The following is a 24721-nucleotide window of genomic DNA, read 5'->3' as shown; positions in this document are numbered from 1 at the left end:
GACCTTTTATAGCCATAAAAAATACACCCCCTAGAATTCATCGGTTAAACCAAGGGGTTTTTCCAATGTCTATTCTAAGGGGTGCACTTCACAAGTGAAATCCGGGCCTTCTTTTAATATTCTTTATTCAGCATGAACAGGCGCATAACCTGAGGAACAGTCCATCCAATGACAACGGCTAGGGGGATGAAGCCAATAATTGCAAGCCAGAGGGTAACTCCCGTAAACAGTACAATGGCCGATGTCCAAACTGCGAACGGAAGCAGCAGTGTCCGGACCGCCAGAATCCCAGCCTGAAGGCTCTTATCATCCGGCCAAGGCAGCAGGGAAACAAAAGCATCCTCCCGGAAGTTGAACCACTGAAGAAATAGCCAGTAAACCAGCAGCACCTCAAGTGCGATGAACACCATGGCCTTAATCCCTAAAGGAATGGGCAGCAGGAGAACCATCGTGCTAACGGCCGCGAATTGCAGATACAGCTTTCTCTGCCCCGGATGACGCACTAAGGCTTTGATCATCGCACCAGCCATTCTCTTGGAAGCCGTTACAGAACGGAATACGGGCCGGGATCGGCGAAATATCCAGGTTTTCCTGCGGATCCTACGTGGTTTGTCCACAGCCTGGCTCAAAACAAGGCTCGTCAAGTTTGTACGCTTGGCTAAATCCTCCTGCACATCATTCATAAATGTCCCCCGGAGACGGAGTCTTACTTTGATGAGGAACAGGCTTACGGCAACGAAGATAATCGCCCCAAAACCAAGAAAAATAGGATGAGTTCTAAAAATCAGGCTGCATATAACATACAGAAATGCCGGAATAATGACGAACGGAACATACAGCAAGCGTCTGCGCCATCCGCCCGTCTGTACTCTGATCAGATGTTTCGACCACATCAGCACCCATTCAAAAGCAAGGGTAAAGAAAAGCAAACATACGGCAAACAAGCTATCTTCATGAAACTGTCTGATCAAAAACGGAAGCAGAAGCAGATAACAGACAGCCGTTTTTACTGCTGCCGATGCCATGCTATACAGGCTGCCACGGAGCATGATTCCCTGAAGCCATGCCTGCCGCTGAACTACAAACAGTACATCCCCCTCACGGACCAGCAGAAGAATGCCTCCGATGGAAGCAAAAAGCATGAGCAGCACCGGTATGATCGTAAATGGAAGCTGTCCGGACCAATCCGGAAGCGGCTCCTTCCATAGACCATAATAGAGCCTGCCACCCAGAAGCAATCCAGGTATGAGTATGTACAGGAACACAGTCCAATCGTCGGCTACCGAACGCAGAACAGCCGCTAATTCTTTAAAGTGGCTCTTCAGTCTCCGCCTGAACAGGCTTGCTGGATTTGGAAATAGATATCCTTCATTCTTTCGGCCGCTCATATCTTCGTCCTTTCCTTCTGTTATCCGCCGACTCCTCATGCTAGCGAATCAAAGCAGTCAAACAGTGATGCTCCGGGGAGTCCGGCGCTTTCACGGATATCCGCAAGCGTTCCCTCCACAACCGTCTTTCCAAAGGAAATCATGATGAACCTGTCGCAAATTTTTTCAGCCGTGTCAAGCACATGCGTTGACATCAGTACAGCTGCGCCGCGGCTGCGCTCTTCGTCCAAAAGCCTCAAAAAATCTTTAGTCGCGCGTGGATCCAATCCGATGAAAGGCTCGTCTACGATATACACATCCGGTTTGCTTAAGAATCCAAGCATTAGCATCATTTTCTGCTTCATTCCCTTGGAGAACCCGCCAGGAAGATCATTCTTAACCTCTTCCATGCCAAACTGGCGAAGAAGCCTGTCCGCATCCCGTCCAAAGGACTCATAATCCAAGCCATACACGGCTGCTGCCAGATCCATATGCTCCCATAGCGTTAAATCATCATGAAACACCGGCTGCTCGGGAACATAGGCATATCTTCCGGAGCTGCCACCAAAGGAAACACGCGCCTTTGCATGTTTCATCAGTCCGAGCAGCGTCTTGATCGTGGTGCTCTTTCCAGCTCCGTTCGGGCCGATCAGCCCTAAGAGTTCTCCGGCATGAACCTGAAATGCGATATCGCGGATACGTGGATGACCTTCCTCGTACCCCGCTTCTTCAATAAATACATCCAACAGTGCTGCTTCCATTCCAACACCCCTGCCATTAGATCAAAATAATAAGTTCCGTCGTCGTTTGACTAAACCCCGGAGGCTGCCTGGCCTTGTACCCGTGCAGCAACGGATGCAGTTGTACGCGCATCCTTGCGTTCAATCAAGCGTCGTCCGGCAAGCAGTTACAAAACAAAATTTGATTCCGATCAACGTTACAAGCACACCGCCCAGAGCTGGGCCGATAATTTTCGTAATTTGTTCAATCCCCGAGCTGATCGACACAGCCTGATTCATTTGAGAGGATGGAACCAGTTCTTTCACCTTACCACTTTTTGCCGGAGAAAATAAGACCGCCATCATCCCTTTCAGGACAAGAATGATATAGATCTGCCACAATGAATCTGTGAACAGCTGGGCTCCCAACAGCATCATATACGGGCGGTTACGCATCAGAGCTTCCTTATTTCTTACGGTATTTCCCGACATTCCCTTGCCACTCCTTCAGGCTTTTTCTTTCTTATATCGTAAAAAAAATGAGCTTTTCTTCCATCCGCCCCGAGACCGATTGAATCTTCAACCCCCGGGATGAAATTTACTACAAATTTTAATTTTTCAAAGCCGATGGAATGTGACAAATCACATGTTTTTCATATAGGCCAAGCGCTATGATAAGGATACAAATATGGGGATTCTAAATTTCAATCTCAAATATACGGCACGAATCCAACATTCTTAACGCGGCAGCAGTAAATGAATATAAAGGCGGGAATAATCATGATTCATGCACAGGAACGTGATGCCCAGTTGTCTCTGCACCTGTACCGGGTGTTCGCCAAAAGCTTCAAAAGCATCAACGAGCATGCCGTCATCAACAGCAAAATCGAAGGCTTTAACCCCACCGCCTTTGCGGTCATGGAGGTACTCTATTACAAAGGATCACAGCCGATCCAGCAGATCGGCTCCAAGCTTCTGCTGCAGAGCGGCAATGTCACATACGTGATAGACAGGCTTGAGGAGCGCGGATATATCCACCGCCGCCCCTGCCCAAACGACCGCCGCGTGATTTATGCGGAACTGACACCGGTCGGCGAGGCATTGATGAACGATTTATATCCCAAATATACCGAACGGATTCATCATGCCTTCAGCGGTTTGAGCGATGAGGAGAAGGCCCAGCTAATTGATTTGCTGAAAAAACTGGGGATGCAGGCGGAAAGGCTGACGCCTTCACTGCGGAAGTGAATATTTTTGCAACAACAAAAAGGACACCCTCACGGTTATCGAAAACCGGGGTGTCCTTTTAATTCAAAATCCCGCTGTTGCGGGCTAAGCCTTTTCTGTCAGTTCCTCTTCATCTGACGAAGGGACTGTATTACGCAGCGCTAAGACAGAAATGAGGCTGATGACCGCGATGACTGCCATCACCACATATAATGAATGAATGCTTCCCTCCAGAATCTGCATCAGCTGGTTCCACAGCTCCTGCGGCATGCTGGCGCTTCCTTCCGGGGTCAACAGCTGGTTCACTTCCTCCTGCTTTACATCCTCAAGCCCAGGCTGACGGGTAATCCGGTTCGCAATGCTGAGGTTGATAAAGGTTCCGAACACGGCAACGCCGATCGTCTGGCCCAAGGAACGCACAAAGGTATTGAGTGCCGTAGAAGCTCCTCTCAGTGAATACCCGACGGAGGATTGGGCGATGATCGTGAACACGGTCGTCGAATAACCAAATCCCACTCCGTAGATAAAGGTATAGATCAGCAGAATATAATGCGGTGTCGAACCCGTAATAAAGGCGAGCCCGGCAGCGCCGATCACAATGCCGGCAAGTCCGATTACGGTGGTCTTACGTGAACCCGCAGTCAGGATAAGCCGGCTTCCGAACACGGAGCCGAACAGCCATCCGATCGACATCGGTGCCATCGTCAGGCCGGACATTGTCGCATTTTTGCCCATGACTCCCTGAATCCAAAGCGGTGTATACGTGGTCAGACCGATCAGCAGAGCGCTGGTCAGAATGCTTGCCACTGTCGACACCGAGATGTCGCGGATGCGAAATAGTTTCAGAGGCAGCATCGGCTCAGCAGCACGGTTCTCGATGAAGATAAAGGCAACCAAAAGCACGGCCGCCAGAACGAAGCAGCTGATCAGCAGCGGTGAGCTCCAGCTGAAATATTGTCCGCCTGTTGCCAGGGCAAACAGCAGTGCCGTCATACCAATCGTGAATGTCGCCGCTCCGGCCACATCAATTTGTGTTTTCTCCCGTTTCTCACGGCTTTCATGAAAATACCGGGCAATCAGCCACATGGAGATGAAGCCAAACGGAACATTAAAGCCGAAAATCCAGCGCCAGTTGAGATAATCAACAAAATAACCGCCGACCAGCGGACCGATCAGAGAGGAAATCCCCCATACCGAGCTGATCATGCCCTGGATTTTGGCACGTTCCTCAATACGGTACACATCCCCTATGATCGTAAAGGTCACCGGCACGATGGCACCGGCGCCAATCCCCTGAATGGCCCGGAATATAATTAACTGCTCCATGTTCTGCGAAAAGCTGCATAGCAGCGATCCAATCACGAACAGCAGCGAACCGATCTGAAATACTGGCTTGCGGCCGTATAAATCGCTGATTTTCCCGAAAACCGGGGTCGAAACAGCCATGGTTAGCAAAAATGCCGTAAAAATCCAGCTCAGCAGCTTCATGCCTCCAAAGCTGCTGATAATCGCGGGTCCAGCCGGACCCGTCACCGTTCCTTCGATAGCCGACAGGAAGGTTGAAACCAAGATTCCGATCAGAATAAACTTGCGCTGCGGATGGTTAACACCAGGATTCACAAATATTTGATTCCTTTCTTGAATGACGAGGCGGGATCATGCGTGATCTTCAGTACAACCGAGCCGTCCGCAATCTTCTCGCGGAAGAGCTGCAGGACTTTGGCTGCTTCGCGCTCCCGGGAATCCAGCACTTTAACGCGATCATCCTTCCGACCGGGACCATACACCAACTCATCCAACACCGTACGGGCAACAAATTGATGCTCCGGCCGTTGCAGCACCGATTCCCGCTCGTCATCGTAATAATATGATAGATTCGAACAATTAATAGATACCTATGCGTATAATGTACGTCTCTTAGATTGTGATGAGGTTTCCATCTCATGTCAACTCCTAAACATAAAAAAAAGGATAAGCCTTTACGCATAAAAATGCAGCCGAGCTGCTCTTTTATGTCTGCTAAAGCTCTCCCTGTTATTTTGCATCCTCAAGTTATAACCGTCGTCAACTGATATTCATACTAAAGGGTCTGTGCGATGCGGTTGTGATGTTCCTTGTTGATAGGCAATGATCATGATCTGTCAGAAGCTTCCCATTCATCACGCAGCAGCGCATGGAGGTTGGCATCCACGAAACCGCTGTCCGTATGCCGATATTGTCTCAGCATTCCTTCCAGCTTAAAACCGAGGGATTCAAAGAGACGGCCGGCACGTACATTGCGGGGATCGGTCAGCGCTTCAAGACGGTTTAGCCCCATCATATCAAAAGAATAACCAAGCACAACCTTCACCGCTTCGCGCATATATCCCTTTCCCCAGTATGGCCGAGCCAGTTCGCAGCCAATCTCCCCACGGTAAGCTCCCTCCAACTGCCACCAGTTCATGCCACAGCTGCCGATCAGCGTGCCGTCCTCCGCTTCAATGCCCCATCTGAGCCCCTCTTCGGTCAGGGACAGACCATTGAGAATCCGGATCATTTCAGCTGCCGCGGCCGCATCCTGCATCTCGGGAAGATCCGAATAGAGGCGCACTTCAGGGTCAGACCAGCATTCGAACATGAGCAACGCATCATTCAAAGCTAGCGGGCGCAGCTTAACGCGGTCTCCCGCAAGCCTCGGAATCTCTCCTCCGCATTTGTACGGCATGATGTTCACTCCTCCTCTTCTAACCAAACAAAATTACATTCAATGTACACCCAGGTGCATCCTATGATCAAGCCGCTTCCGATAACTCATGAAAAAAGCGCTTGTCCCATCCAGCCGTAAGCTTGGCATGTACTGGGACAAGCGCTTTAAAGAACATTATGCTTCTTGAACTTCTTCCGGTGTTTCGCGTCCGGCGATAAGCAGACAAACAATAAGTATGAAAGCAATCAGTGCCAAAAGCGGGATCGTAATGAATCCGAACCAATTCAGGTAATCAAAGTCGCATGGTATGCCAACCGTACACGGAAGAGCCTTGGCAAGAGCCGGTATTTTCTGCTCCGCATAATGGTAAATGGAGATGAAGCCCCCAATAATACTGAGTGTCATGGCGTAGGGAATGATTTTTCGGTCGTTCTTGTAGCTTGCGATCCCCAGCAGGATAACCTGCGGGTACATAAAAATCCGCTGAAGCCAGCACAGCTTGCAGGGCTCATAATGCATGATTTCGCTTAAGTACAAGCTTCCGCCCACAGCCACGATGGATACAATCCATGCCATGTATAGGGCATACGGGCGAATAGACGCCAAGAAACGATTGCCTTCCATCGCTTAAAACTCCTTTTTATTCAGGATCTTATCCTTACATCTTTACTTTGTATTTTGATCAGCCAATTTTTTCTCAATATACGGCTTCAACTCGGTGTAGTCCATGGAGGCCTTATCAGGAGCCTTCTCCCCATTAACGAACAGGGTCGGCGTGCTCATGACATGCAAGTTTTTCGCTGTTTCGTTGTGGCTGTCGACTTCTTTTTGATAGGTTCCTTCATCGATATCCTTGCGAAGCTTGTCATAATCGACGTTGATATTTTCAGTTTTGGCGAGATTGACCAGGAAATCCGGTGTTGCCCACTCGGTGCTCTCATCACCCTGATTTTTGTAGATCGCATCATAATATTTCCAGAATTCATCCTTGTTCTGATGGAACACGGACTGCGCAGCCAGAGCAGCGGTATTGGAATCCGCGTCCGGACTGATAATGAGATAATTCATGAAATACAGGGCAACCTTCCCCGTATCAATGTAATCCTTCTGCAGCTGCGGAGAAATTTCCTGTGTAAAGTACTGGCAGCTTGGACATTTGTAATCGCCCATCTCCACAATTTTGACCGGTGCGTCCGGATTACCCATCACAGGAAGCGCGCTGTAGTCAAAGTCTCCCTTGGCCGAATTGGGCTTAATAACCAGCAGCAGCACAACAAGTACCACAATGCATGCAGCCGTGATCCAAATGACCCTCTTCATGCGCTTTTCCTGCTGTTCCCGCTGAGCCTTCATCTGAGCCGCCTTATTCACCGGCTTTTTCTTCGTTTTCATAGATTGCGAGCCCTCTCCTTTCTTCGAACTAAAGCTTGAGGCACCTTGGCATAATCTCTTTAGTTCTTTCTCTATGGTCAGTGACAAAGCACTTCTCTTCTACTTTATTCTAGCATCTTACTCTTTGAAAGGCTATACAATAGGGGTGGTTCTCACCCGCTTTGGGTGCCTCTTCCGCATTCGTCAGAATTTATTCAAACATTCGAATCAAGATGCAAGAATGGCGGTTAAATCTGGATATTCCTGTATATACTAAACGCTATTGAATTTGCATCAGCTTGGGGGTTGAATGGAAATGGAATGGTGGATTCCCGTCCTTATTGTAGCGGCTGCCGCGCTTGCCGCCGCAGGTATTGCCCAATACGCTTTCGTACAAATAACGCAAATGAAGGGCTTAAACCACCAGCAGACCTTTGAGGCGCTGGAACGGGCAGGAGCCCGTCTTCGGGAATTCTATGATCCGCTGCCGAAAGAAGAAGTGCATATCACGAGCCATGATGCTCTTCGTCTGAACGGGGTTGTGGTCAATGCTGAACAGACATCGGCAAAATGGATGATCCTCGTGCATGGATATACCACTTCTCTGCCCGCATCGATCCCCTTCATGGAAATGTTCCTTGAGGAAGGCTTCAATCTGCTGCTGATTGATCAGCGCCGTCATGGGAAAAGCGAAGGCAAATACACGACTTACGGCTATCATGAAAAGCATGATGTAGCAGCATGGCTCGGATTTATAACCAGTACCTACGGCGATAACTGCATTATCGGGCTGCATGGGGTTTCCCTTGGCGGTGGTACCATACTGGAATATTTGTCACTCCCTGATCCCGTGGTTAAATTTGTTATAGCTGATTGTCCTTATTCGGATCTGACACGCCTCATGCATCATCAGATGCAGCGGCTGAACCATCTTCCGGCAAGTCTTTTCCTTCCATTAGTAAATGCAAAAATGCGCAGGAAAGCAGGCTTTATGCTTGAACAGGTGAGTCCCATCCGCTCTGTAAAAGGCAGCAGCATTCCTGCTATGTTCATACACGGCACGGGGGATCATTATATCCCTCCAGAAATGAGTGAGGATCTATACGAGGCCAAATCCGGTCTCAAGCAGCTGCTATTGATCGAAGGGGCAGCCCACGGCTTTGCCATTGACACCAATCCTGGTCTGTATAAGCAATCCGTAAAGGAGTTTGTGCGAGAAGCTCTTTCTTGCCGGAGCAGCCCTGTAAATTCGATTGAGCCTATTCCCGAGCCGTTATGGCAGGAAGAGGCAGAGTTTGTCGGTCTCAGCCTGACGGAAGCGCCAAATACTTAGTAGTCCAGATATATTCGCTCAAGAAAAATAACCCCCTGGGCAGAAGCTTCTTTCAGCTTTCCAAGGGGGTTATTCATTGTATACGATTATGAATCGGATTACGGCGCTCATCCATTCTGCGTCTGAAGCTGCGCCCGGATCGATCTTTTCTCTGCAGTGAAACGTTTGGCGATGCTGCTTAGGGCTACCAGATTAAATACGGATACGTTATTGCGATTCAGCTCTTTAAGATCCGCCATAAGCCTAGACTTCAGCTGATTCAACTGCTGGATACGGCTTTCCTGTAGATGTCCTGCTCTTGGTTCTGTCAAATCCGACGAATACTTCTCGGACAAGAGGCTATTAACCATATCGAGTTCTGTCTGGAGGGCAACCCTCAACATGTTCACCCGCCGCTTCATTCGCGCCCCTGACATGACATAAATGGCAAAGCCGAACAAAAGAATCGCAGCGCTGTACACAAGCCAGTACCAGGTTCCATGTGCCGCTTGTTTGGCTCCTGACACCGCAGTACCGGAAGCAAACGCCTGCGGAATAAGACTTATGTTTGCAATCAAACCCGTCATTACTATCCTTTTTATCATAACTTTACGCTCCTTCTGAGATGTCAAATGACATGCCGTATAGGCTTAGGCTTCCGTTCTTTCTTTCTCACTTTGCTTCACGGGTTCCAGTACCTCACCGCACAGCTCCTTCAGCATGACCTGGATATCCTTGAACTCCTCAATCCCGGTTCCCGTCAGGCTGTATTCATCACCGTGCGCGGTCAGGAAATTCAGTTCAGTCAGGTGCTCAAGCTCCTTTTTCACTTCACGCTCACCAACCTTGTATCCGTGACGCTCCAGTTCCGGCTCCATATCCCTCACAGTCAAGTCCTTTGTGTGGGCATGGTAAAGCATATGGATTCCCATAAATAAGTTTTGCATATCTGCACGCATGCTGCCTCTCTCCCTCCCGTGATGGCTTACCTTCTAGCCTTCGTCTTTGCTCGTTACCCTTTGTTTACCCTGGTTCTAGGATTAGGAAACAATCTTTCCTCCCTCAGCGTTCCACATGAAGGGCACATCTTTTGCTTGACGCAGGGGATAATCCTGTATACTATCTTTAATAATTAACCATCGGTTAAAAGAAAGGGTGGAGTATGATGTTTCAAGCACTTCCTTATGAAGGAAACCGGGGCGAGCAGTTCTCAACCGTTCTGGAACAACTGAAATCTCTCATTCACGATGAACCCAGCTCCATCGCCAATCTGGCTAATGCTTCAGCACTGCTGAACAGCTTCCTGCCGGATATCAACTGGGTCGGCTTTTATCTCTACGACGGACAAGAGCTGGTATTGGGTCCTTTTCAAGGCCTTCCCGCCTGTATCCGTATTCCAATGAGCCGCGGCGTGTGCGGTACAGCAGCCGCAGAGCGCAGAACGCTCGTTGTCGATGACGTGCATGATTTTCCAGGACATATTGCCTGTGATGCGGCGTCCAACAGCGAAATCGTCATTCCGCTCATAAAAAATGAGCAGCTGCTCGGCGTGCTCGATATCGATAGTCCGCTTAAGGGACGTTTCGATCATGATGAGCGCCAGTTTCTGGAGCAGTTTGCCCAAATTATCAGTGAAAAATTGTAATATTTTCCTAATTAATTCAATGGATTGGTCTTCTGCTTCAGACAGAAGGCCTTCTTTTTTTTATGCAGACGCTTCATTTCAGTTTATGATCAGCAAAGAACCTCATCGCTTCACAAAGGAAGCGCGCAAGGCGGGGATGATAAGAATCAAACAGCTTCGTATATTCGGGCTGCTCTACATAAAGCTCTCCAAGCCCCCGGTATACATCAGCCGTAGGCGTATAATACTGCGTCATGGATTCATAGTGCTGGCGGATAATATCCTGAACACGCGAGCTCTCCGGCGCTTCACCTCCCCTGATCGCTTCCGTTAATTCCTGATTAATGCGATCTACATTTTGCTGCGAATTCAGATAATCCTCTTTGGTCCACTGCTGCATTTTCTCCTTGCTCTCATGAATTCTGTCACTGGTAGCATCGTTGTATGGGCTCAGTACATCCTGCTCTGACAATCTTTGAATGACTGGCTCCAGCTTACGGTCCATTTCTTCGGGTTTCATACATTGATTTCCCTCCATCTGCCTTTAATTAAGCCTATATATCTAAAAATGTTTTAAAAATCGATGATTAGTAAATAAGCTCAAGTCGCATTGGAATTCCCTATCCGATACGCAATGGCGCAAGATATAGAAATTCTTATCTTTTCTTTACCCGCTCCATCAGAATTCAACCGCTTTAATCCAGCTATAAATGCAATATTTAAAAAGGCAGAGAAACAGTCTGTATCCAGATGTTCCCCTGCCTTTCCCGTATCTAGTTATTGTCCGGGTTACGGATGATGCTCAGTCCCTCCACATGTTTTCGCTGCATCAGTTTGCTTTTCTTGCGGTTCTCCTTGCTGTCAAAGATAATGTCGAAGTCGTAATCTTCAGGATAAAGGTTCCCCTTTTCAATATACAGCTTCAGCCGTTTCCGGTTAATCTTCAGCTTCTGCTTCTGAATCATCACGCCGACCATGCCTTTCGCGTCTTCCTCTTGATAGATGATGCCAACACGGCCCAGCGAGCTGACATATACCGCATCTCCAATCTCAAACCGGGCCTTCTTGGTATTATTCCCAGGCTCTGATTCCATGCCTTCTTGCCGTGAATCCTCCTTTTTCCTGTCTCCGGACTCGAGATTGCGGTTCTTCCCTCCGGAATTTGGATGTCTTAGCCCGGAATGATCCAGCGGTTCGGCCTCCTCCTGTGATTCATCCGGGCGCATGTCTAACTCAGGTGCGATCTCCGGCATCACTACGGCCAGCTGCGGTTTATGACTCTGTAAAATATGCCGTGACCGTCCGATTATCCCGGATGGCATGCCCAGCTTCGTGGCAATTTCAATCGCATAGCTTTGGCCGGATTCGCCAATCGTCAAGCGGTACAGGGGCTCCAGTGTATCGACATCGAATTCCATTCGTGCGTTCTGAAAGCCCGGGGTGCGGGAAGCAAAGCCCTTCAGCTCGTTAAAATGGGTCGTCACCATCATCATCGCATCACGCCCGTTAAGCTCCTCGAGAATCGCGATGGAAAGGGACATCCCTTCACCCGGATCCGTACCTGCCGCAAGCTCATCAATAAGAAGCAGTGTGGACCGGTCAGCAGCATCTACCATAGCGATCAATCTGCGGATTTGGGCTGAAAAGGTGCTGAGTGACTGCTCAATGCTCTGGCCGTCCCCGATCGCTGTCATGACATTCCCGAATACAGCGAACATGCTTCCCTCCTCCACGGGCACAAGCAATCCGGATTGAACCATCAGCGTCAGCAGCCCGAGCGTTTTTAACGCTACGGTTTTGCCGCCGGTATTGGGTCCGGTAATAATCAGGGAACGGTAACCCTTCCCCATCTCCAGATGAAGCGGTACCATCGTTTTCAGCATCAGAGGATGCTTCGCACCGCGGAGCCGGATCAGTCCATCAGCGTTTAATTGAACAGACCTGCCGCCAATGGAGCGTCCGTATTTGGCTTTGGCAAATATAAAATCATAATTCCCCGTAATGTCGATGTTCAGCTGAAGTTCATTACTTGATGCTTCCAGCATACCTGTCAGCATGCTCAGCACCACGCCTTCCTCCCGCGCCTCATCAGCCTCCAGCATGCCGAGCTCCGTTTGAAGCAGGGATATTTCCTCCGGCTCGACAAATACCGTCTGGCCGCTGGTCGATTGATCGAGCACCGCTCCCTTGATTTGCTTGTGGTACTCCCTCTTCACCGGCACGACATAACGTCCGCCGCGCACACTGACCAGATGCTCCTGCAGAATTGAACCGTGCCGTGACAGGATCGCACTCATTTTTTTCTGAATCCGTTCCTTGATAACAGCCATTTTTTTGCGGACCTTCTCCAGCTGCTTGCTGGCCTGATCATCCACTTTGCCAAACCGGATACAGCGCTCAATCTCACTCTTCAGACGCGGCAGCTCTTCCATGGATGATGCGTAGCTGCTGACCGTCGGTGCAATCTCCCGTTTACCGGCCATATACTTTCTAAGCTGGCTGCAGCTGTGTAAAAAGATCTGCACGGAAGCGAAATCCTGCTCTGAGAACAGATACCCCGTATGCAGCAGCGAGGTGATATGCTCAATGCCCTCAAGAGAAGGCAGCGGTACGCTTGCTCCCTTGTCCAGAAGAGCCTTGGCTTCCGCGGTTTCCAGAAGTGCGGATTCAATGGCACGCAGGTGGCTTCCCGGCATCAGGTCCTCAATATGCTTCCTGCCTGCGTAAGATACTGCGTAATCAAGCAGCCTTTCCTTTAATTTGTCATATTCCAGCATGCTCATCGTTATGTTGTCCATGAGTTTCATGAACCTCCTTTTTTTCTTTTCATGTGCAAAAAAACGCAAAAAGGGACAAAGAATGCATACGCGATTCCCTGTCCCCTGTGCCCCTGCAAGTTTCAATACCTTTGTTAAACGCAAAAAAACCGTGCTGCAAGAGCACGGTTTTCAAAAGGCCATCTTTTTCGGATTTCAGCCGAAAGAAGATGCTTTAGAGTTAACAAAGAAAGAAACAGCAGCCAAGGTGCCGTTTGATGCTTCGCGTGTTCTTAACTATTTCCAAGATCGTGCAGAACAAATGAGCTCAAGCCGTATCGTAAATACAGCCTTGCAGTTTGACTCTGCTAGAAAGCACATAAGAAAATAAAGCTGCCTTCAAAGGCTGCTTGCCCTGTGTCTTTCCTGCGATCTGTTATGGAATTTGATTAGTTAAGAACTACCACCGTCATCAAAATCTCTCCCTTGGTTTAGGATGAGGTAAATTTAACAATATTTTTAATTCCTGTCAAGCCTTTAAGCCTTGAGCATGTACACCCTGGATTCATAAGGGCGAAGACGGACCGTTGTACTGAGCTCATCATCGCCTTTGATAGGATAATTGGAGATCAACAGCTCCTTTGACGAAAGATGCAGCTTGCTTGGGAGGTTCAGCTCCGGCTCCTCGCCAAAAAAGTTGAGTATGACCAGCAGGCAAACATCTCCGAGGGTACGGGTAAAGGCATAGATTTGAGTGTCCAGCGGGAGCAGGAGCTCATATTTCCCATACACAATGACTTCATGCTCCTTGCGCAGGGCAATCAGCTTCTTGTAGTAATAATAAATGGAATCCGGATCCTTCAAGGCATCCTCCACGTTGATCAACGGATAATTCGAATTCACTCTGATCCAAGGCGTGGCCTTAGTAAATCCCGCTTCTTCACTCTTGTTCCACTGCATCGGCGTTCTGGCATTATCCCTGCTTTTTTTCCAAATGACCTCCATGATTTGTTCTTCCGGAACCCCTTGGTTCATCTGTTCCTCATAGAAATTGAGTGTCTCGACATCCCGGTAATCATCGATGGACTGAAAGGCAATGTTCGTCATCCCGATTTCTTCGCCCTGATAAATATACGGCGTTCCCTCAAGCATATGAATGAAGGTCGCCAGCATTTTTGCCGACTCCACGCGGTATTGACTGTCGTCCCCAAAACGCGAAACCGAACGCGGCTGATCATGGTTGCACCAGTAGTTGGCATTCCATCCTTGTTCATGCATAACCGTCTGCCAATTGCTCATCACCTTTTTCAGCTCAAGCAGATTCCAGGGACGCAGATTCCATTTTCCCGAACCTCCGGAAGCCGCATCCAGCTGCATATGCTCAAATTGAAACACCATGTTCAGCTCATTCCGGGTATCGCCCACATAGCTAAGAGCCTGCTCCGGGCCAAGACCCGAGGTTTCGCCAACGGTCATGATATCGTAGTGGAATAGAACGCTCTTATACAGATTATTCAGCAGGGTATGCACGTTTTCCAGATTGGAAAACAGCTCGTATGCACGCACGGTCGGCAGATGGTTCGGGTTCTCTCCATCCGGCAGCCCCACGGCCTTCACGATATGCGCTATCGCGTCAAAACGGAACCCGTCGACCCCTTTTTTCAGCCACCATTCCACCATCTCATGCATGCTGTCGATGACCTTCTCATTTTCCCAGTTCAGATCAGGCTGATGCTTGGAGTAGAGATGAAGGTAATACTCATCCGTCGTTTCGTCATACTGCCATACGGAGCCGCTGAAATAGGATTCCCAGTTGTTCGGGGGGCCGCCGTTTTTGCCCTTGCGCCAAATATAATAATCCCGTTTCGGATTGTCCTGCGAAGCTCGCGATTCAATAAACCACGGATGCTCGTCCGAGGTATGATTTAACACCAGATCCATCATAATTTTCAAACCGCGCGTATGCGCTTCTTTAAGCAACCGATCAAAATCATCCATCGTTCCGAATTCCTTCATGATGTCCTGATAATCACTGATGTCATAGCCGTTATCATGATTCGGCGATTTGTAGACGGGACAAATCCAAAGTACATCTACACCCAGATCCTTCAGATAATCCAGCTTCGACATGATCCCCCGCAAATCGCCAACACCATCGCCATTCCCATCCATGAAGCTGATCGGATAAATTTGGTACACAACGCTTTCTTTCCACCACTTTTTGTTCATATCCGTCTCCTTTCCCGTTAGAGTTCGACTATTTCTTTACAAGTCGGCGTGAACACTTTATAATTATTGTAAACCATTTTTCATGTTCCCCTTTCACATTGGGGCAAGTTATTTTAAATCGCATAGAAAACATTCGGAGGAGCCTGCCACGTGCGGGCTCCGTTTGTCTTTTTTTGCCTTCTCGTCCTTCTTGAGGTCCGCATGTGGCAATCTTCTCCTTGGATAAAAAGGAGGAATTAGACCATGATGTAATGCTAAATCTAATGATATTACGGACCGCATCGAAGAACATTACGAGGAGGAAATTATGGAACAACAAACCATTTTGGCTATTGCTATCTTTTTAATTGCTTATGCACTGATTATTTCGGAGAAAATCCACCGTACGATCGTCGCCATGATCGGCGGTGCGCTGATGGTGATTCTCGGAATTGTAAGCCAGGAAACGGCTATCCATCATATCGATTTCAATACACTCGGTCTCCTGATCGGGATGATGATCATTGTCAACATTACCGCGGAAACGGGACTATTCAAATTTGTCGCCATCTGGGCCGCAAAAAAGGCCAAAGGGCGGCCACTGGCCATCCTGCTTGTACTCATGCTGCTCACTGCCGTTGGATCTGCATTTCTGGACAATGTAACCACTGTACTGCTGATGGTGCCCGTTACCTTTAGTATTACACGTCAGCTGAGGGTCAATCCGATCCCTTTTTTGATCACACAAATTATCGCATCCAATGTCGGAGGTACAGCAACCTTGATTGGCGACCCTCCGAACATTATGATCGGCAGTGCCGTCAAGGAGCTAACGTTTATGGCATTTATTCAAAACCTGATGCCCATTGCGCTGGTTATACTCGCCCTTCTGATCCCGATTTTCATTTTTCTCTTCCGCAAACAGATCAAAACGACGCCTGAGCTGATGCAGAGCATTATGGATCTGGACGAGAAGGAGCTTTTGACAGACAAAAAACTGCTGACCAAGTGCCTGACCGTGCTTGGACTTACCATTTTCGGATTCTTCATCCATCAACTCGTTCACATTGAATCAGCCACGGTGGCTCTGGCTGGAGCTTTCCTTCTTCTGCTGCTGACTGGAGAGCATATGCTGGAGGAGGCTTTCGCCAAGGTCGAGTGGCCTACGATTTTCTTCTTTATTGGATTGTTCATACTGGTAGGCGGTCTCATCGAAACAGGCGTTATCGCCACACTGGCAGAAAAAGCAGTTGCGCTTACCGGAGGCAATGTGACCTCGACCTCCATGCTGATTCTGTGGCTAAGCGCGATCGCCTCCGCCTTCATCGACAACATCCCGTTTGTTGCTACGATGATCCCAATGATTCAGGATATGGGCAGCATGGGCGTAAGCAATTTGGAGCCCTTATGGTGGAGCCTCGCGCTTGGTGCATGCCTCGGTGGAAACGGTACGCTGATTGGCGCCAGCGCGAATCTGATCGTTGCCGGTATGGCAGCAAAAGAGGGATATTCGCTGAAATTCACCACATTTATGAAATATGGTTTTCCCATTATGATTTTGTCCGTTATTTTAGCTAGCGGCTACGTATATTTACGATATTTAATGTGATAAAAGAAGTGGGGAACATATCAATTCATCGAAATGGAGGCGCGAGTATGCTGGCCTATCACTGCAACGAAGATGTTGCTATCATAACCGAAACTGTCAATGAGGAGGATGTCGAGTTTCGCATTCACCTGCTTCAGGAAGATCCCTATCTGGGTCGTTTAAAGGAAATAAGGCGCTATTTTGAAGATAATGATATTTACACGGATGCGCTCTTCTATATTTATAAAAACCACGAATATGGTGCCATCGTTCGCAAAACCTACTATACGGATTTTGTGCTTGCACTGATGAAGCATGGTTTGCTCCGCAGTGTAGAATGGATGGATGAATCAGCTGAGATGCAGCACTGATTCAAGGTAAATGAACAAAAGCCGGGAAGATTGTCTTCCCGGCTTTTTTATGCACGCTACATTATGTATGTTGGTTATAGATTAAAGCTAAAATTTATGTGTCTCACGTCCGGAGGGGTTGACATTAGCATAGGCGGAAGCCGTATATCTGAACAAAGCGTATCCAAGACCTACGTAAACCAGTGCGCCGACCAAATCGTTAAGTCCGATGTTTTTGAATGGGAACAAAATAACAAAGGCGTTGATCCATAGCGCATACGGCAGGTATTTGACATTTCCGGACACCAGCGTCATCCACGCCCCGATCCAAAACGCGTAATGGGATATCACAAGCAGCGGAATCGTTTCGAAAATGACACTCAGTGCATGGTGGGAGGAGTACGGGAGAATGGCGTACAGCAATTCATGCAGGAACTGAATCCCGAGGGCCCCAAACAACAGATGGAGCTCGAATGGAGCCAGCACACCGTACAGTCTGAAGGACTGAAACCATTTTCTGGTCTCCTGCAAAACCACGGAAAATTGCTGCACTACACATCCCCCTCCTGTTTTTCAATCTCGATAAACTGATGTCCGCATTCCGGACAGAATCTCGCGGCAACCGGAACCGTGTGCCCGCAGGTGCATTTCTTCTCATCTGCAATCGCATTGATTTGATGCAGGTTCAGCTGAATCTCGTCCTGAAGCTGCACAATCCGATCAACCATCGGCTGCAGCTGCTCGGGGCTGCACATGCTCTCCCGCTCCAGCGAATCAAACACCATTTTGCCGATATGCTGGTATTCCTGATCAATCTCTTTCTGCTTGCTGGAATTCTGCATCTTGAGACGGTTTACTTCCACCGCGATCTTGGCCTTGTTGCCCGCTTCGGCAACGCCTGACTTCAGCTTGTCAAAAAAACTCATAAAACCTCAGCTCCATTCGATAATTATTCGGTTCATCCCATGTTGTTAGGTATTAAGAATTAATTATAAAGCTCGATCCTGGCCGGGTCATGCGGCTAAAGTTTCATTTTCCATGATTTAGGAGGGTATTATTCTGCACGCTCAATGATCGATTCATATCTTCGCTTTATATCCGTCAGACGCGACTCCATCATCCGGTACTCCTTCTCCAGCTGCCGGACTAGCTGTTTAACCTCATCCAGCTTATCTTCTACCTTCGAAAGGGTCTCGTTGATCCGGCCCTGCACCATCCAGTCGGAAATAAAACCGTCAAAAAAGTAGTCTGAGAAACGGAGAAAGTTTCCGATGTCGATCTCTATGGAAAGACTTTGCTGCACATCCTGCAGCTCTTTTCCGAACCTGCGCAGGCTGGCCTCCGCGTCATGGATGTAATCCATTGCTTCATCTATATTGTTATGCTTGATATGCGTCGATATCATTCCCCCGCCAAGCATGTCATAGGTACCCCAGTTGCGTGCTGAATGCAGATGGTCTCTCGCCTCTTCCAGATCATGAAGTACGTAATGCCCGGCCTGCACCGCTTCCTTCATCTCTTTCAATTGTATCGCCAAATCTGCCTGCCGTTCCGAAAGCTCTGCCAATTCACCATTCTGCTGCAGCATAATTCTTTCCTTTTCCTGCAAAATACGCTCATATTCTATATCCGAATAGCGTACATCCTGAAGCAGCTTCTGCGTTTCCCCGCATTGCTTTCTTATATCTTCAACAGCACGTACCGCCGCATCATACTTGGCTTTTGCCTCCAGCACCTCCAGCTGCTCACGCTCCAGCTTCTCCTCCTTTTTGCCGATCAGACCGAAGAATAGCCCGGATAAGGAGGTTCCGGTTAAGCGGTCCACATCTTTCTCTTCCTCCGCCAGACGCTTCTTCCATCCATCCGCTTCCTGCTCACGTTGATTCAGTTCGGCTTCCAGCTCCTGAAGACGCTTCCCCCATCTCTCTTTATTTCTCATGCTTTCCTTCAGTTCAGTCAGACGAGCATTCGCCGCTTCAAACATCCGTATCCCCTCCATGTCAATTTTTACATGCATTACCTTTTAAACGTGTTTGGCCGCGAGAAGTTTCAATGAATTCGACAAAAGCCCGTACCTGAATCGTATGCTGGGGCTGTTTCTGACACAAGCTAGATTTTACTGCGAAAAATCGATATGATGGGATAAGATTGCATAAAGGAGTGAACATGGATTTCATGAAATTCAAAAAAGCTTACCTTCCACTCATGATCATGATCGTGGCTGCGCTCGCGCTCGGCGGCTGTGGTAAAAAAGAAGAAAAGTCGGCGGAGGCCAAAAGCTGGACAAGCGCGCCGAAGATGGAGATTGACACAAGCAAGACCTACGAGGCTGAGGTCAAGACATCCAAAGGTTCGTTCACCATTGAGCTCTTCGCCAAGGACGCTCCGAAGACGGTTAACAACTTCGTATTCTTGTCTAAGGAAGGCTTCTACGATGATGTGATATTCCACCGCATTATTGAATCGTTCATGGTTCAAACTGGCGACCCGACGGGAACCGGTGCCGGCGGTCCGGGATATACCTTCGAGGATGAGAAAACAAGCTACAAATATGAGCCAGGCATCGTAGCCATGGCCAATGCCGGAGCGAATACGAACGGCAGCCAGTTCTTCATCTGCACAGGTGAAGACAGCACTTCACTGAATCAACAGCCGAACTACACCATCTTTGGCAAAGTAACGGATGGAATGGACGTCGTGAAGAAAATTGCCGCAACGCCGGTTGAAACAAACCCTGACACAGGCGAGCAAAGCAAACCAACGGAAACCGTGAAGATCGAAAGCATTAAAATCAAGAAAAAATAAGCGGAAAAGGACCGCCCTTCAGCCATCTGGCCGAAGGGCGGTCCTTTTTGTATTTAAACGTCAATCGGGGCTCAGTCATATACCAATTAAAACTCTTGGTAGTTTTTCGAATAGTGAGCAGGGCTTGAACATATTTTGGTACAAACAGGTTTCATAATGCGCCGATTTCTTTTTAACAGGAGGACACAATGAACACTATTATACTTGGAAGCTTGGCCACCTCGATATGCACAGCACTAGGTGCCTTGCCGGCGCTGATGTTCTCCAACGTGACACACCGGGGGAGAGACATTCTGCTCGCGTTTACTGCAGGCATCATGGTCGCCGCTTCAACCTATGGACTGATCCCGTCGGCGTTAAAATTGTCCAACCTGTGGGTTCTCACGATCGGTACGCTGCTTGGAACTGTGATCCTCACCCTTCTGGAGCTGCTTATCCCCCATCAGGATTTAAAGCATTCGGCCCAGGATGTCGACAGCAGCCGGACAAGCTCTCTGCTGTTCCTCTCCGCGATGGCTCTTCATAATTTGCCGGAAGGATTATCCGTAGGAGTCAGCTATGGAAGCAGCAACCAGGATCTCGGAACCATCGTCGCTTTGAGCATCGGTCTGCAAAATATTCCCGAAGGATTCCTGACGGCATTATTTCTCATTACGCATGGATTACGCAGACGTACCGCCCTGCTTTTGACTACACTTACCGGCGTACTAGAGCTTGCAGCCTGCTGGGTCGGACTGGAGTTTACCGAAAGCTTCAGCGCCATTGTTCCTTACGGTCTCGCCTTCGCGGCAGGCGCCATGCTGTTCGTGGTCTATAAAGAACTCATTCCCGAAAGCCATGGGGATGGCAATGAGCGGGCTTCCACCTTTTCATTCATTTTTGGTCTGCTCACCATGATCGCTCTGACTCATCTCCTGAGGTAAATACGGCACGAAGACAACATAATTTCCTGGAGAAAATAAAGTTAATGATGATGGACCGGCTCAATACCGGGTTTATATATTTTCAACTTGACCAGGATCAATATGAAGGCCAGCGCTGCAAACAGCATTCCGCCCCAGATCAGCTGGTGGATGCCAAGCTGAGAAATGAGCCAGCCGCCTAGGGATGATCCCAGCGTAATGCCAAGATTTGAAAAGGAAACGAACAGGCTGTTGCCAAACTCCGGTGCCTCATTCACCTCTGTCATAAGCCAGGTTTGGCTGACAATGAGACCGCCTGAATGAATCATTCCCCATAGAAATACCACGAGCAGCATCGGGACAAAGGAAGTGCCCAGCGTATAAACAAGCAGGTAGATGACGAGATAGAGCAGCGGGAAAGCCACGACGGTTCTGATCATATTCTTTTGCAGTGAGCCGCCAAACAGGAAGTTGCCGACAATCATAATCACGCCAAACACCATAAGCATCACGCTGATCGATGAGCCGCTCATATGCGTTACTTGTCCAAGATATTCAGCAAAGTAGCTGTAAACCGAAAACATCGCCGCGAAAATGCAGGAAACCGCAGCAATATTCAGCCACACGGCAGGCTTCCGCAGGATGCCAAGCTGCTTGCCGTAGGACATTTTCTCCTGAACCGGCATCGATGGTAGCAGGATCAGAATTCCTGCGAAGGCGATCGCGTTCACGGCAGCTGCGAAGAGAAAAGCCGCCTCCAACGAAATCTGCTCCGCCAGATAGGAAGTCAGCGGCACGCCAAACGCAAAACCAACAGTGATACCTGCAAAAACCTTTGTCACCGCCTGGCCGCTTTTTTCCGGTGAGACAAGCTGTGCCGCTGTGACAAGTGCAATCGAGAAAAAGACCGGATGGAAAATGGCGGGAATAATGCGAAAGACCATCAGCACCTCAAATCGGCCGGTCAGGGCATAAAAGATATTGGATATTGCGAATATAAGAACCGACAGGCTTAAGATCACCTTCCTGTTCATTCCGGAAGCGAGCAGCGTTACAAATGGGCCCGAAATGGCAACAACCAGAGCAAAAACACTCACTAGAAGCCCCGCCTGCGCGGTTGAGATATTGAATTTTTGTGTTATCTGCGGCAGAACTCCCACGATCCCCATCTCGGTTGTGATGATGCTGAATACCCCCAAAGCCAGAATGATGATAAGCAGCGGGCTGCTTTTTTTCATGGACCTTCTCTCCAATCTGTATCTATCTATAATTTCATATTTACATATCCATATATTTAGATTCGTTAGAACAGCAAACCATATCTACTCGTCCTTACTTGCCCTCCCATGTTTAAATTATGATCCGCGTTTAACCTTCGCCATTATACATCTAATTATCTAGATATGTAAATATATAAACGTAAAAAAAAGGAGTCTCCTCCTTTTCAAGATCATCATATTCCCGGTATGCCGCAAAGTCAGATGAGCATTAATCCTACAGTTCGTTTCGAATATATTCGGCAAAGTCCTGAATCGTTTTCTCGTTCCTCCGGTAAAAGGTCCATTTGCCCACCCGCTCTGCTTCCAGCAATCCCGCCTTCTGCATCATTAATAAATAACTGGAGACGACGGATTGTGCCATTCCGGATTGCTCCTGTATATCACTCACACAGGCACCGATGTTAAGCGTGAGTCCCTGCTCCAGATAAGGTGTTTCATCGAAGTAGTCTTCCGGATTTTTCAGCCAGAACAAAATCTGGCGGCGTGTTTCATTGGACAATGCTTTTAAGATTAAGGAAGGTTCCATGTGTTATTCGATCCTTTTTTAAGATATAAGAATATAAATGGGTACGTAGAGGATTTGTTCACCACGTTGGCCGCAGCTTTTGCGACAGATCCCCTTCGCTTATGCTTTGAATAATCTGTTTCAAATCAGAACGTATCATATTCAAGTGGTTAGGACCTATGATCTCTCCCCACCGGTGTTCGATTTTCGTATAAATACCTTCTTTGGCCTTGATAAGTGTCCAGCCGCGCTCTGTAAGGACAACCAGCTTGCCTCTCCCGTCCGAGGGATGGGGCTTTCTTATTACATAACCGCGATCCTCCAGGTAGTCCAGCATCTGGCTTACCGCCTGCTTGGAAATACCCAAAAGATCAACCAACGTTTTTGCCGTGGCCCCGTCCGGAATCAGCCCCTGGAACAGAAAACCGTGCATAGGCCGGATATCTCCGAATCCAAGCTCATTCAGCCGCTGGTGAAGCTCCTGACTGAGGGAACTGAAGGCGAGCGAAAACAATGATGCCAAATCGTCTTGATGTCGACGGGGTGTTTTGGACATAAGTCGTACAACTCCTTGCTGTGAGTAAAAGTTAAAAATTGGTCAGTTTAGTTGACTTCTATCTTCATTATACCGTTCCTGTTCAGGTAGAATCAAATCAGGTTTGGATTTTCGAAGTGCAACATCCTATGATCTGGAAGCGTCTATGAATATCATGTGAAAAGTCAGGAGGCGTGATGATCATGACTGCCAAAAGAGGGTACAAATGCATCCTGCTTTGCACTTCGCTGCTGCTGATATCTGCCTGCTCCGGCCCTTGGCCGGGCTCTTCCGCCAAAGAGAAACATGTACCTGTCCTCTCCCAGGACGAACGGAAGCGGATCGCGGACACGCTTGATCCCGCCTTCACTCAAGAACAAAACAAGTTTGGCCTTCAGCTCTTCCATGAACTGGCACAATCCGCGGGAAGTGGAGAAAACATCATCCTCTCACCCTACAGTATTTTTACCGCTTTAGTGTTAGCTTATAACGGCAGCAGCGGAGAAACTTCCAAAGAAATGGCTCACACACTCGGACTGGAAAGCTTCAGCAAGGAACAGGTAAACGCCTCCGGGCGTACGCTGCAGACGCTTCTGGAGGATGCCGGCTCAGGCGTCCGCTTGAACACGGCCAACTCCATCTGGTACCGCAGTGGCTTGGATATCAAGAACTTGTTTATGCAAACGGCTCAAAACAGCTATCACGCTGACATCCAAGCAGTTGACTTTCAAAAAGAACAAACGCTGAAAGAGATCAACAGATGGGTTAACAAGCATACCAATGGCAAGATCCCTTCCATTCTCGATCAAGTACCCGATCCTTCAACGCTGGCTATATTACTGAATGCCGTCTATTTTAATGGCGCCTGGCAAACTCCCTTTAATCCGGAGAATACCCGGGAAGGCTCTTTTACCCGGCCTGACCGCTCCGTTCAAAAGATTCCTATGATGATGCAAGGCGGCATGTTTGAATATAAACAAACACCGAAAGCACAGGCCATCCGTCTTCCTTACGGTGATGGGCGTTTGAACATGATGATTATACTCCCCGCTAAGGGACAATCGCTGGTCACCCTGATGGAACAGATCCTTCAGGATCCGTCACCCTGGCAGGCACGGTTTGACCATGCATCCGGTGAATTCCAGCTGCCGCGGTTCAAAGCTGAATATACGGGGCAATCAGAAAAATCTTTAATGAAAATGGGCATGAAGCAGGTCTTTGACCCGGCTGCGGCTGATTTTACCGATATTTCTGATGCCAAGCCGCTTTTTATTTCTTCCATCCTGCACAAAACGGTGCTTGATGTGAACGAAAAAGGAACAGAGGCTGCAGCAGTCACCGAAATAGGCATGGCTGGGTCAGCCCCACCGAAGGAAAGGTTCCAGATGATTGTGGATCATCCCTTCTTCTTCTGCATTGAAGACAGTCAGACCGGTCTATGGTTGTTCCTTGGTACCATTGTGGATCCTTATTAAGAGAAAATAAT

The 24721-nt window shown here is 48.5% G+C and carries 28 protein-coding genes; 9 read left to right on the top strand and 19 right to left on the bottom strand.

From position 1 onward, the window contains the following. Positions 1-113: 113 nt before the first annotated feature. The 3 genes from E6W40_RS24415 to E6W40_RS24405 all read right to left on the bottom strand — a co-directional run bounded on the left by E6W40_RS24415 (position 114) and on the right by E6W40_RS24405 (position 2578). Entirely contained in the window at positions 114-1388 is a 1275-nt protein-coding gene (locus E6W40_RS24415) for an ABC transporter permease (RefSeq protein WP_168929033.1), read from the bottom strand. Between the two features lie 35 nt (positions 1389-1423). Beyond that, complete coding sequence (locus E6W40_RS24410) at positions 1424-2128, bottom strand: ABC transporter ATP-binding protein (RefSeq protein ID WP_136608131.1); 705 nt, start codon at positions 2126-2128, stop codon at positions 1424-1426. 120 nt (positions 2129-2248) lie between these two features. Next, positions 2249-2578, bottom strand: coding sequence for an MFS transporter (locus E6W40_RS24405; RefSeq protein WP_136608130.1), 330 nt, complete (start codon positions 2576-2578; stop codon positions 2249-2251). 288 nt (positions 2579-2866) lie between these two features. Between E6W40_RS24405 and E6W40_RS24400 the strand changes: the two genes are divergently transcribed. Next, positions 2867-3334: a MarR family winged helix-turn-helix transcriptional regulator gene (locus tag E6W40_RS24400; RefSeq protein ID WP_136608129.1), complete on the top strand. Its 468-nt coding sequence runs from the start codon at positions 2867-2869 to the stop codon at positions 3332-3334. Positions 3335-3418: 84 nt separating this feature from the next. Here the strand turns inward: E6W40_RS24400 and E6W40_RS24395 are convergent, their stop codons facing one another. From E6W40_RS24395 to E6W40_RS24375, 5 genes are all read right to left on the bottom strand, one after another. Next, a complete protein-coding gene (locus tag E6W40_RS24395) occupies positions 3419-4933 on the bottom strand; it encodes an MDR family MFS transporter (protein ID WP_136608128.1) in 1515 nt (504 codons plus the stop codon). Further along, positions 4930-5154: a P-loop NTPase family protein gene (locus E6W40_RS24390; RefSeq protein ID WP_136608127.1), complete on the bottom strand. Its 225-nt coding sequence runs from the start codon at positions 5152-5154 to the stop codon at positions 4930-4932. Before E6W40_RS24390 ends, E6W40_RS24395 begins: the two co-directional genes overlap by 4 nt. A 290-nt stretch (positions 5155-5444) precedes the next feature. After that, on the bottom strand, positions 5445-6017 hold the full coding sequence (locus tag E6W40_RS24385) for a GNAT family N-acetyltransferase (RefSeq protein ID WP_136608126.1): 573 nt from the start codon (positions 6015-6017) through the stop codon (positions 5445-5447). A gap of 156 nt (positions 6018-6173) precedes the next feature. After that, positions 6174-6623 carry a disulfide oxidoreductase gene (locus E6W40_RS24380; protein ID WP_136608125.1) on the bottom strand — a complete coding sequence of 150 codons (450 nt, stop codon included), beginning with the start codon at positions 6621-6623 and terminating at the stop codon, positions 6174-6176. Positions 6624-6665: 42 nt separating this feature from the next. After that, on the bottom strand, positions 6666-7391 hold the full coding sequence (locus tag E6W40_RS24375) for a DsbA family protein (protein WP_136608124.1): 726 nt from the start codon (positions 7389-7391) through the stop codon (positions 6666-6668). Between the two features lie 295 nt (positions 7392-7686). Here E6W40_RS24375 and E6W40_RS24370 point away from each other — a divergent pair, with 295 nt between their 5' ends. Then, positions 7687-8703: an alpha/beta hydrolase gene (locus tag E6W40_RS24370; RefSeq protein WP_136608123.1), complete on the top strand. Its 1017-nt coding sequence runs from the start codon at positions 7687-7689 to the stop codon at positions 8701-8703. Between the two features lie 107 nt (positions 8704-8810). Here the strand turns inward: E6W40_RS24370 and E6W40_RS24365 are convergent, their stop codons facing one another. After that, positions 8811-9287 carry a hypothetical protein gene (locus E6W40_RS24365; protein ID WP_136608122.1) on the bottom strand — a complete coding sequence of 159 codons (477 nt, stop codon included), beginning with the start codon at positions 9285-9287 and terminating at the stop codon, positions 8811-8813. A 45-nt stretch (positions 9288-9332) separates the two neighbouring features. After that, positions 9333-9641, bottom strand: coding sequence for a hypothetical protein (locus tag E6W40_RS24360; protein WP_136608121.1), 309 nt, complete (start codon positions 9639-9641; stop codon positions 9333-9335). A gap of 206 nt (positions 9642-9847) precedes the next feature. On the opposite strand from E6W40_RS24360, the gene E6W40_RS24355 reads away from it, so the two are divergent. Further along, entirely contained in the window at positions 9848-10327 is a 480-nt protein-coding gene (locus E6W40_RS24355) for a GAF domain-containing protein (protein ID WP_136608120.1), read from the top strand. A gap of 73 nt (positions 10328-10400) precedes the next feature. Here the strand turns inward: E6W40_RS24355 and E6W40_RS24350 are convergent, their stop codons facing one another. After that, complete coding sequence (locus E6W40_RS24350; protein WP_168929032.1) at positions 10401-10826, bottom strand: TipAS antibiotic-recognition domain-containing protein; 426 nt, start codon at positions 10824-10826, stop codon at positions 10401-10403. A gap of 253 nt (positions 10827-11079) precedes the next feature. Further along, complete coding sequence (locus E6W40_RS24345; RefSeq protein ID WP_136608118.1) at positions 11080-13104, bottom strand: endonuclease MutS2; 2025 nt, start codon at positions 13102-13104, stop codon at positions 11080-11082. A 61-nt stretch (positions 13105-13165) separates the two neighbouring features. Between E6W40_RS24345 and E6W40_RS24340 the strand changes: the two genes are divergently transcribed. Further along, positions 13166-13453, top strand: a complete 288-nt coding sequence (locus E6W40_RS24340) for a hypothetical protein (RefSeq protein ID WP_168929031.1) — start codon at positions 13166-13168, stop codon at positions 13451-13453. A 146-nt stretch (positions 13454-13599) separates the two neighbouring features. Here the strand turns inward: E6W40_RS24340 and E6W40_RS24335 are convergent, their stop codons facing one another. Further along, positions 13600-15291 (bottom strand): glycoside hydrolase family 13 protein, encoded by a 1692-nt coding sequence (locus E6W40_RS24335; protein ID WP_136608116.1) that lies wholly within the window; start codon positions 15289-15291, stop codon positions 13600-13602. Positions 15292-15598: 307 nt separating this feature from the next. Here E6W40_RS24335 and E6W40_RS24330 point away from each other — a divergent pair, with 307 nt between their 5' ends. Both E6W40_RS24330 and E6W40_RS24325 read left to right on the top strand, forming a co-directional pair. Next, positions 15599-16879 (top strand): ArsB/NhaD family transporter, encoded by a 1281-nt coding sequence (locus tag E6W40_RS24330; RefSeq protein WP_136608115.1) that lies wholly within the window; start codon positions 15599-15601, stop codon positions 16877-16879. Positions 16880-16926: 47 nt separating this feature from the next. After that, on the top strand, positions 16927-17229 hold the full coding sequence (locus E6W40_RS24325; RefSeq protein WP_136608114.1) for a hypothetical protein: 303 nt from the start codon (positions 16927-16929) through the stop codon (positions 17227-17229). A gap of 87 nt (positions 17230-17316) precedes the next feature. Here E6W40_RS24325 and E6W40_RS24320 read toward each other — a convergent pair whose 3' ends face one another. The 3 genes from E6W40_RS24320 to E6W40_RS24310 form a co-directional block, all read right to left on the bottom strand. Next, positions 17317-17760, bottom strand: a complete 444-nt coding sequence (locus tag E6W40_RS24320; RefSeq protein WP_136608113.1) for a hypothetical protein — start codon at positions 17758-17760, stop codon at positions 17317-17319. Beyond that, a complete protein-coding gene (locus E6W40_RS24315; RefSeq protein ID WP_136608112.1) occupies positions 17760-18134 on the bottom strand; it encodes a zinc ribbon domain-containing protein in 375 nt (124 codons plus the stop codon). Before E6W40_RS24315 ends, E6W40_RS24320 begins: the two co-directional genes overlap by 1 nt. A 128-nt stretch (positions 18135-18262) precedes the next feature. After that, on the bottom strand, positions 18263-19192 hold the full coding sequence (locus E6W40_RS24310; protein ID WP_136608111.1) for a hypothetical protein: 930 nt from the start codon (positions 19190-19192) through the stop codon (positions 18263-18265). A 191-nt stretch (positions 19193-19383) separates the two neighbouring features. Here E6W40_RS24310 and E6W40_RS24305 point away from each other — a divergent pair, with 191 nt between their 5' ends. Beyond that, a complete protein-coding gene (locus tag E6W40_RS24305; RefSeq protein WP_136608110.1) occupies positions 19384-20013 on the top strand; it encodes a peptidylprolyl isomerase in 630 nt (209 codons plus the stop codon). Positions 20014-20201: 188 nt separating this feature from the next. Continuing rightward, the gene (locus E6W40_RS24300) at positions 20202-20936 is read left to right on the top strand and encodes a ZIP family metal transporter (protein WP_136608109.1); all 735 of its coding nucleotides are present in this window, start codon (positions 20202-20204) and stop codon (positions 20934-20936) included. A gap of 41 nt (positions 20937-20977) precedes the next feature. On the opposite strand, the gene E6W40_RS24295 is transcribed toward E6W40_RS24300, so the two are convergent. From E6W40_RS24295 to E6W40_RS24285, 3 genes are all read right to left on the bottom strand, one after another. Continuing rightward, positions 20978-22153, bottom strand: coding sequence for an MFS transporter (locus tag E6W40_RS24295; protein WP_136608108.1), 1176 nt, complete (start codon positions 22151-22153; stop codon positions 20978-20980). A gap of 256 nt (positions 22154-22409) precedes the next feature. Then, positions 22410-22721, bottom strand: coding sequence for an ArsR/SmtB family transcription factor (locus tag E6W40_RS24290; RefSeq protein ID WP_136608107.1), 312 nt, complete (start codon positions 22719-22721; stop codon positions 22410-22412). Positions 22722-22779: 58 nt separating this feature from the next. Beyond that, positions 22780-23256: a MarR family winged helix-turn-helix transcriptional regulator gene (locus E6W40_RS24285; protein ID WP_136608106.1), complete on the bottom strand. Its 477-nt coding sequence runs from the start codon at positions 23254-23256 to the stop codon at positions 22780-22782. A gap of 182 nt (positions 23257-23438) precedes the next feature. Between E6W40_RS24285 and E6W40_RS24280 the strand changes: the two genes are divergently transcribed. Beyond that, a complete protein-coding gene (locus tag E6W40_RS24280; RefSeq protein WP_168929030.1) occupies positions 23439-24710 on the top strand; it encodes a serpin family protein in 1272 nt (423 codons plus the stop codon). Positions 24711-24721: the final 11 nt, after the last annotated feature.

The organism is Paenibacillus dokdonensis, assembly GCF_004916975.1.
GTDB classification, from domain to species: domain Bacteria; phylum Bacillota; class Bacilli; order Paenibacillales; family Paenibacillaceae; genus Paenibacillus_AQ; species Paenibacillus_AQ dokdonensis.
This window is presented reverse-complemented; position numbering and strand designations above follow the sequence as displayed.

Coding starts and splice junctions, on each gene's coding strand:
- E6W40_RS24360 (WP_136608121.1), bottom strand. CDS start 9,641: ATGCGTGCAGATATGCAAAACTTATTTATGGGAATCCATATGCTTTAC.
- E6W40_RS24345 (WP_136608118.1), bottom strand. CDS start 13,104: ATGGACAACATAACGATGAGCATGCTGGAATATGACAAATTAAAGGAA.
- E6W40_RS24380 (WP_136608125.1), bottom strand. CDS start 6,623: ATGGAAGGCAATCGTTTCTTGGCGTCTATTCGCCCGTATGCCCTATAC.
- E6W40_RS24285 (WP_136608106.1), bottom strand. CDS start 23,256: ATGTCCAAAACACCCCGTCGACATCAAGACGATTTGGCATCATTGTTT.
- E6W40_RS24310 (WP_136608111.1), bottom strand. CDS start 19,192: ATGTTTGAAGCGGCGAATGCTCGTCTGACTGAACTGAAGGAAAGCATG.
- E6W40_RS24410 (WP_136608131.1), bottom strand. CDS start 2,128: ATGGAAGCAGCACTGTTGGATGTATTTATTGAAGAAGCGGGGTACGAG.
- E6W40_RS24295 (WP_136608108.1), bottom strand. CDS start 22,153: ATGAAAAAAAGCAGCCCGCTGCTTATCATCATTCTGGCTTTGGGGGTA.
- E6W40_RS24400 (WP_136608129.1), top strand. CDS start 2,867: ATGATTCATGCACAGGAACGTGATGCCCAGTTGTCTCTGCACCTGTAC.
- E6W40_RS24365 (WP_136608122.1), bottom strand. CDS start 9,287: ATGATAAAAAGGATAGTAATGACGGGTTTGATTGCAAACATAAGTCTT.
- E6W40_RS24375 (WP_136608124.1), bottom strand. CDS start 7,391: ATGAAAACGAAGAAAAAGCCGGTGAATAAGGCGGCTCAGATGAAGGCT.
- E6W40_RS24300 (WP_136608109.1), top strand. CDS start 20,202: ATGAACACTATTATACTTGGAAGCTTGGCCACCTCGATATGCACAGCA.
- E6W40_RS24355 (WP_136608120.1), top strand. CDS start 9,848: ATGTTTCAAGCACTTCCTTATGAAGGAAACCGGGGCGAGCAGTTCTCA.
- E6W40_RS24415 (WP_168929033.1), bottom strand. CDS start 1,388: ATGAGCGGCCGAAAGAATGAAGGATATCTATTTCCAAATCCAGCAAGC.
- E6W40_RS24370 (WP_136608123.1), top strand. CDS start 7,687: ATGGAATGGTGGATTCCCGTCCTTATTGTAGCGGCTGCCGCGCTTGCC.
- E6W40_RS24385 (WP_136608126.1), bottom strand. CDS start 6,017: ATGCCGTACAAATGCGGAGGAGAGATTCCGAGGCTTGCGGGAGACCGC.
- E6W40_RS24340 (WP_168929031.1), top strand. CDS start 13,166: ATGCATACGCGATTCCCTGTCCCCTGTGCCCCTGCAAGTTTCAATACC.
- E6W40_RS24325 (WP_136608114.1), top strand. CDS start 16,927: ATGCTGGCCTATCACTGCAACGAAGATGTTGCTATCATAACCGAAACT.
- E6W40_RS24290 (WP_136608107.1), bottom strand. CDS start 22,721: ATGGAACCTTCCTTAATCTTAAAAGCATTGTCCAATGAAACACGCCGC.
- E6W40_RS24280 (WP_168929030.1), top strand. CDS start 23,439: ATGACTGCCAAAAGAGGGTACAAATGCATCCTGCTTTGCACTTCGCTG.
- E6W40_RS24330 (WP_136608115.1), top strand. CDS start 15,599: ATGGAACAACAAACCATTTTGGCTATTGCTATCTTTTTAATTGCTTAT.
- E6W40_RS24335 (WP_136608116.1), bottom strand. CDS start 15,291: ATGAACAAAAAGTGGTGGAAAGAAAGCGTTGTGTACCAAATTTATCCG.
- E6W40_RS24405 (WP_136608130.1), bottom strand. CDS start 2,578: ATGTCGGGAAATACCGTAAGAAATAAGGAAGCTCTGATGCGTAACCGC.
- E6W40_RS24315 (WP_136608112.1), bottom strand. CDS start 18,134: ATGAGTTTTTTTGACAAGCTGAAGTCAGGCGTTGCCGAAGCGGGCAAC.
- E6W40_RS24350 (WP_168929032.1), bottom strand. CDS start 10,826: ATGAAACCCGAAGAAATGGACCGTAAGCTGGAGCCAGTCATTCAAAGA.
- E6W40_RS24305 (WP_136608110.1), top strand. CDS start 19,384: ATGAAATTCAAAAAAGCTTACCTTCCACTCATGATCATGATCGTGGCT.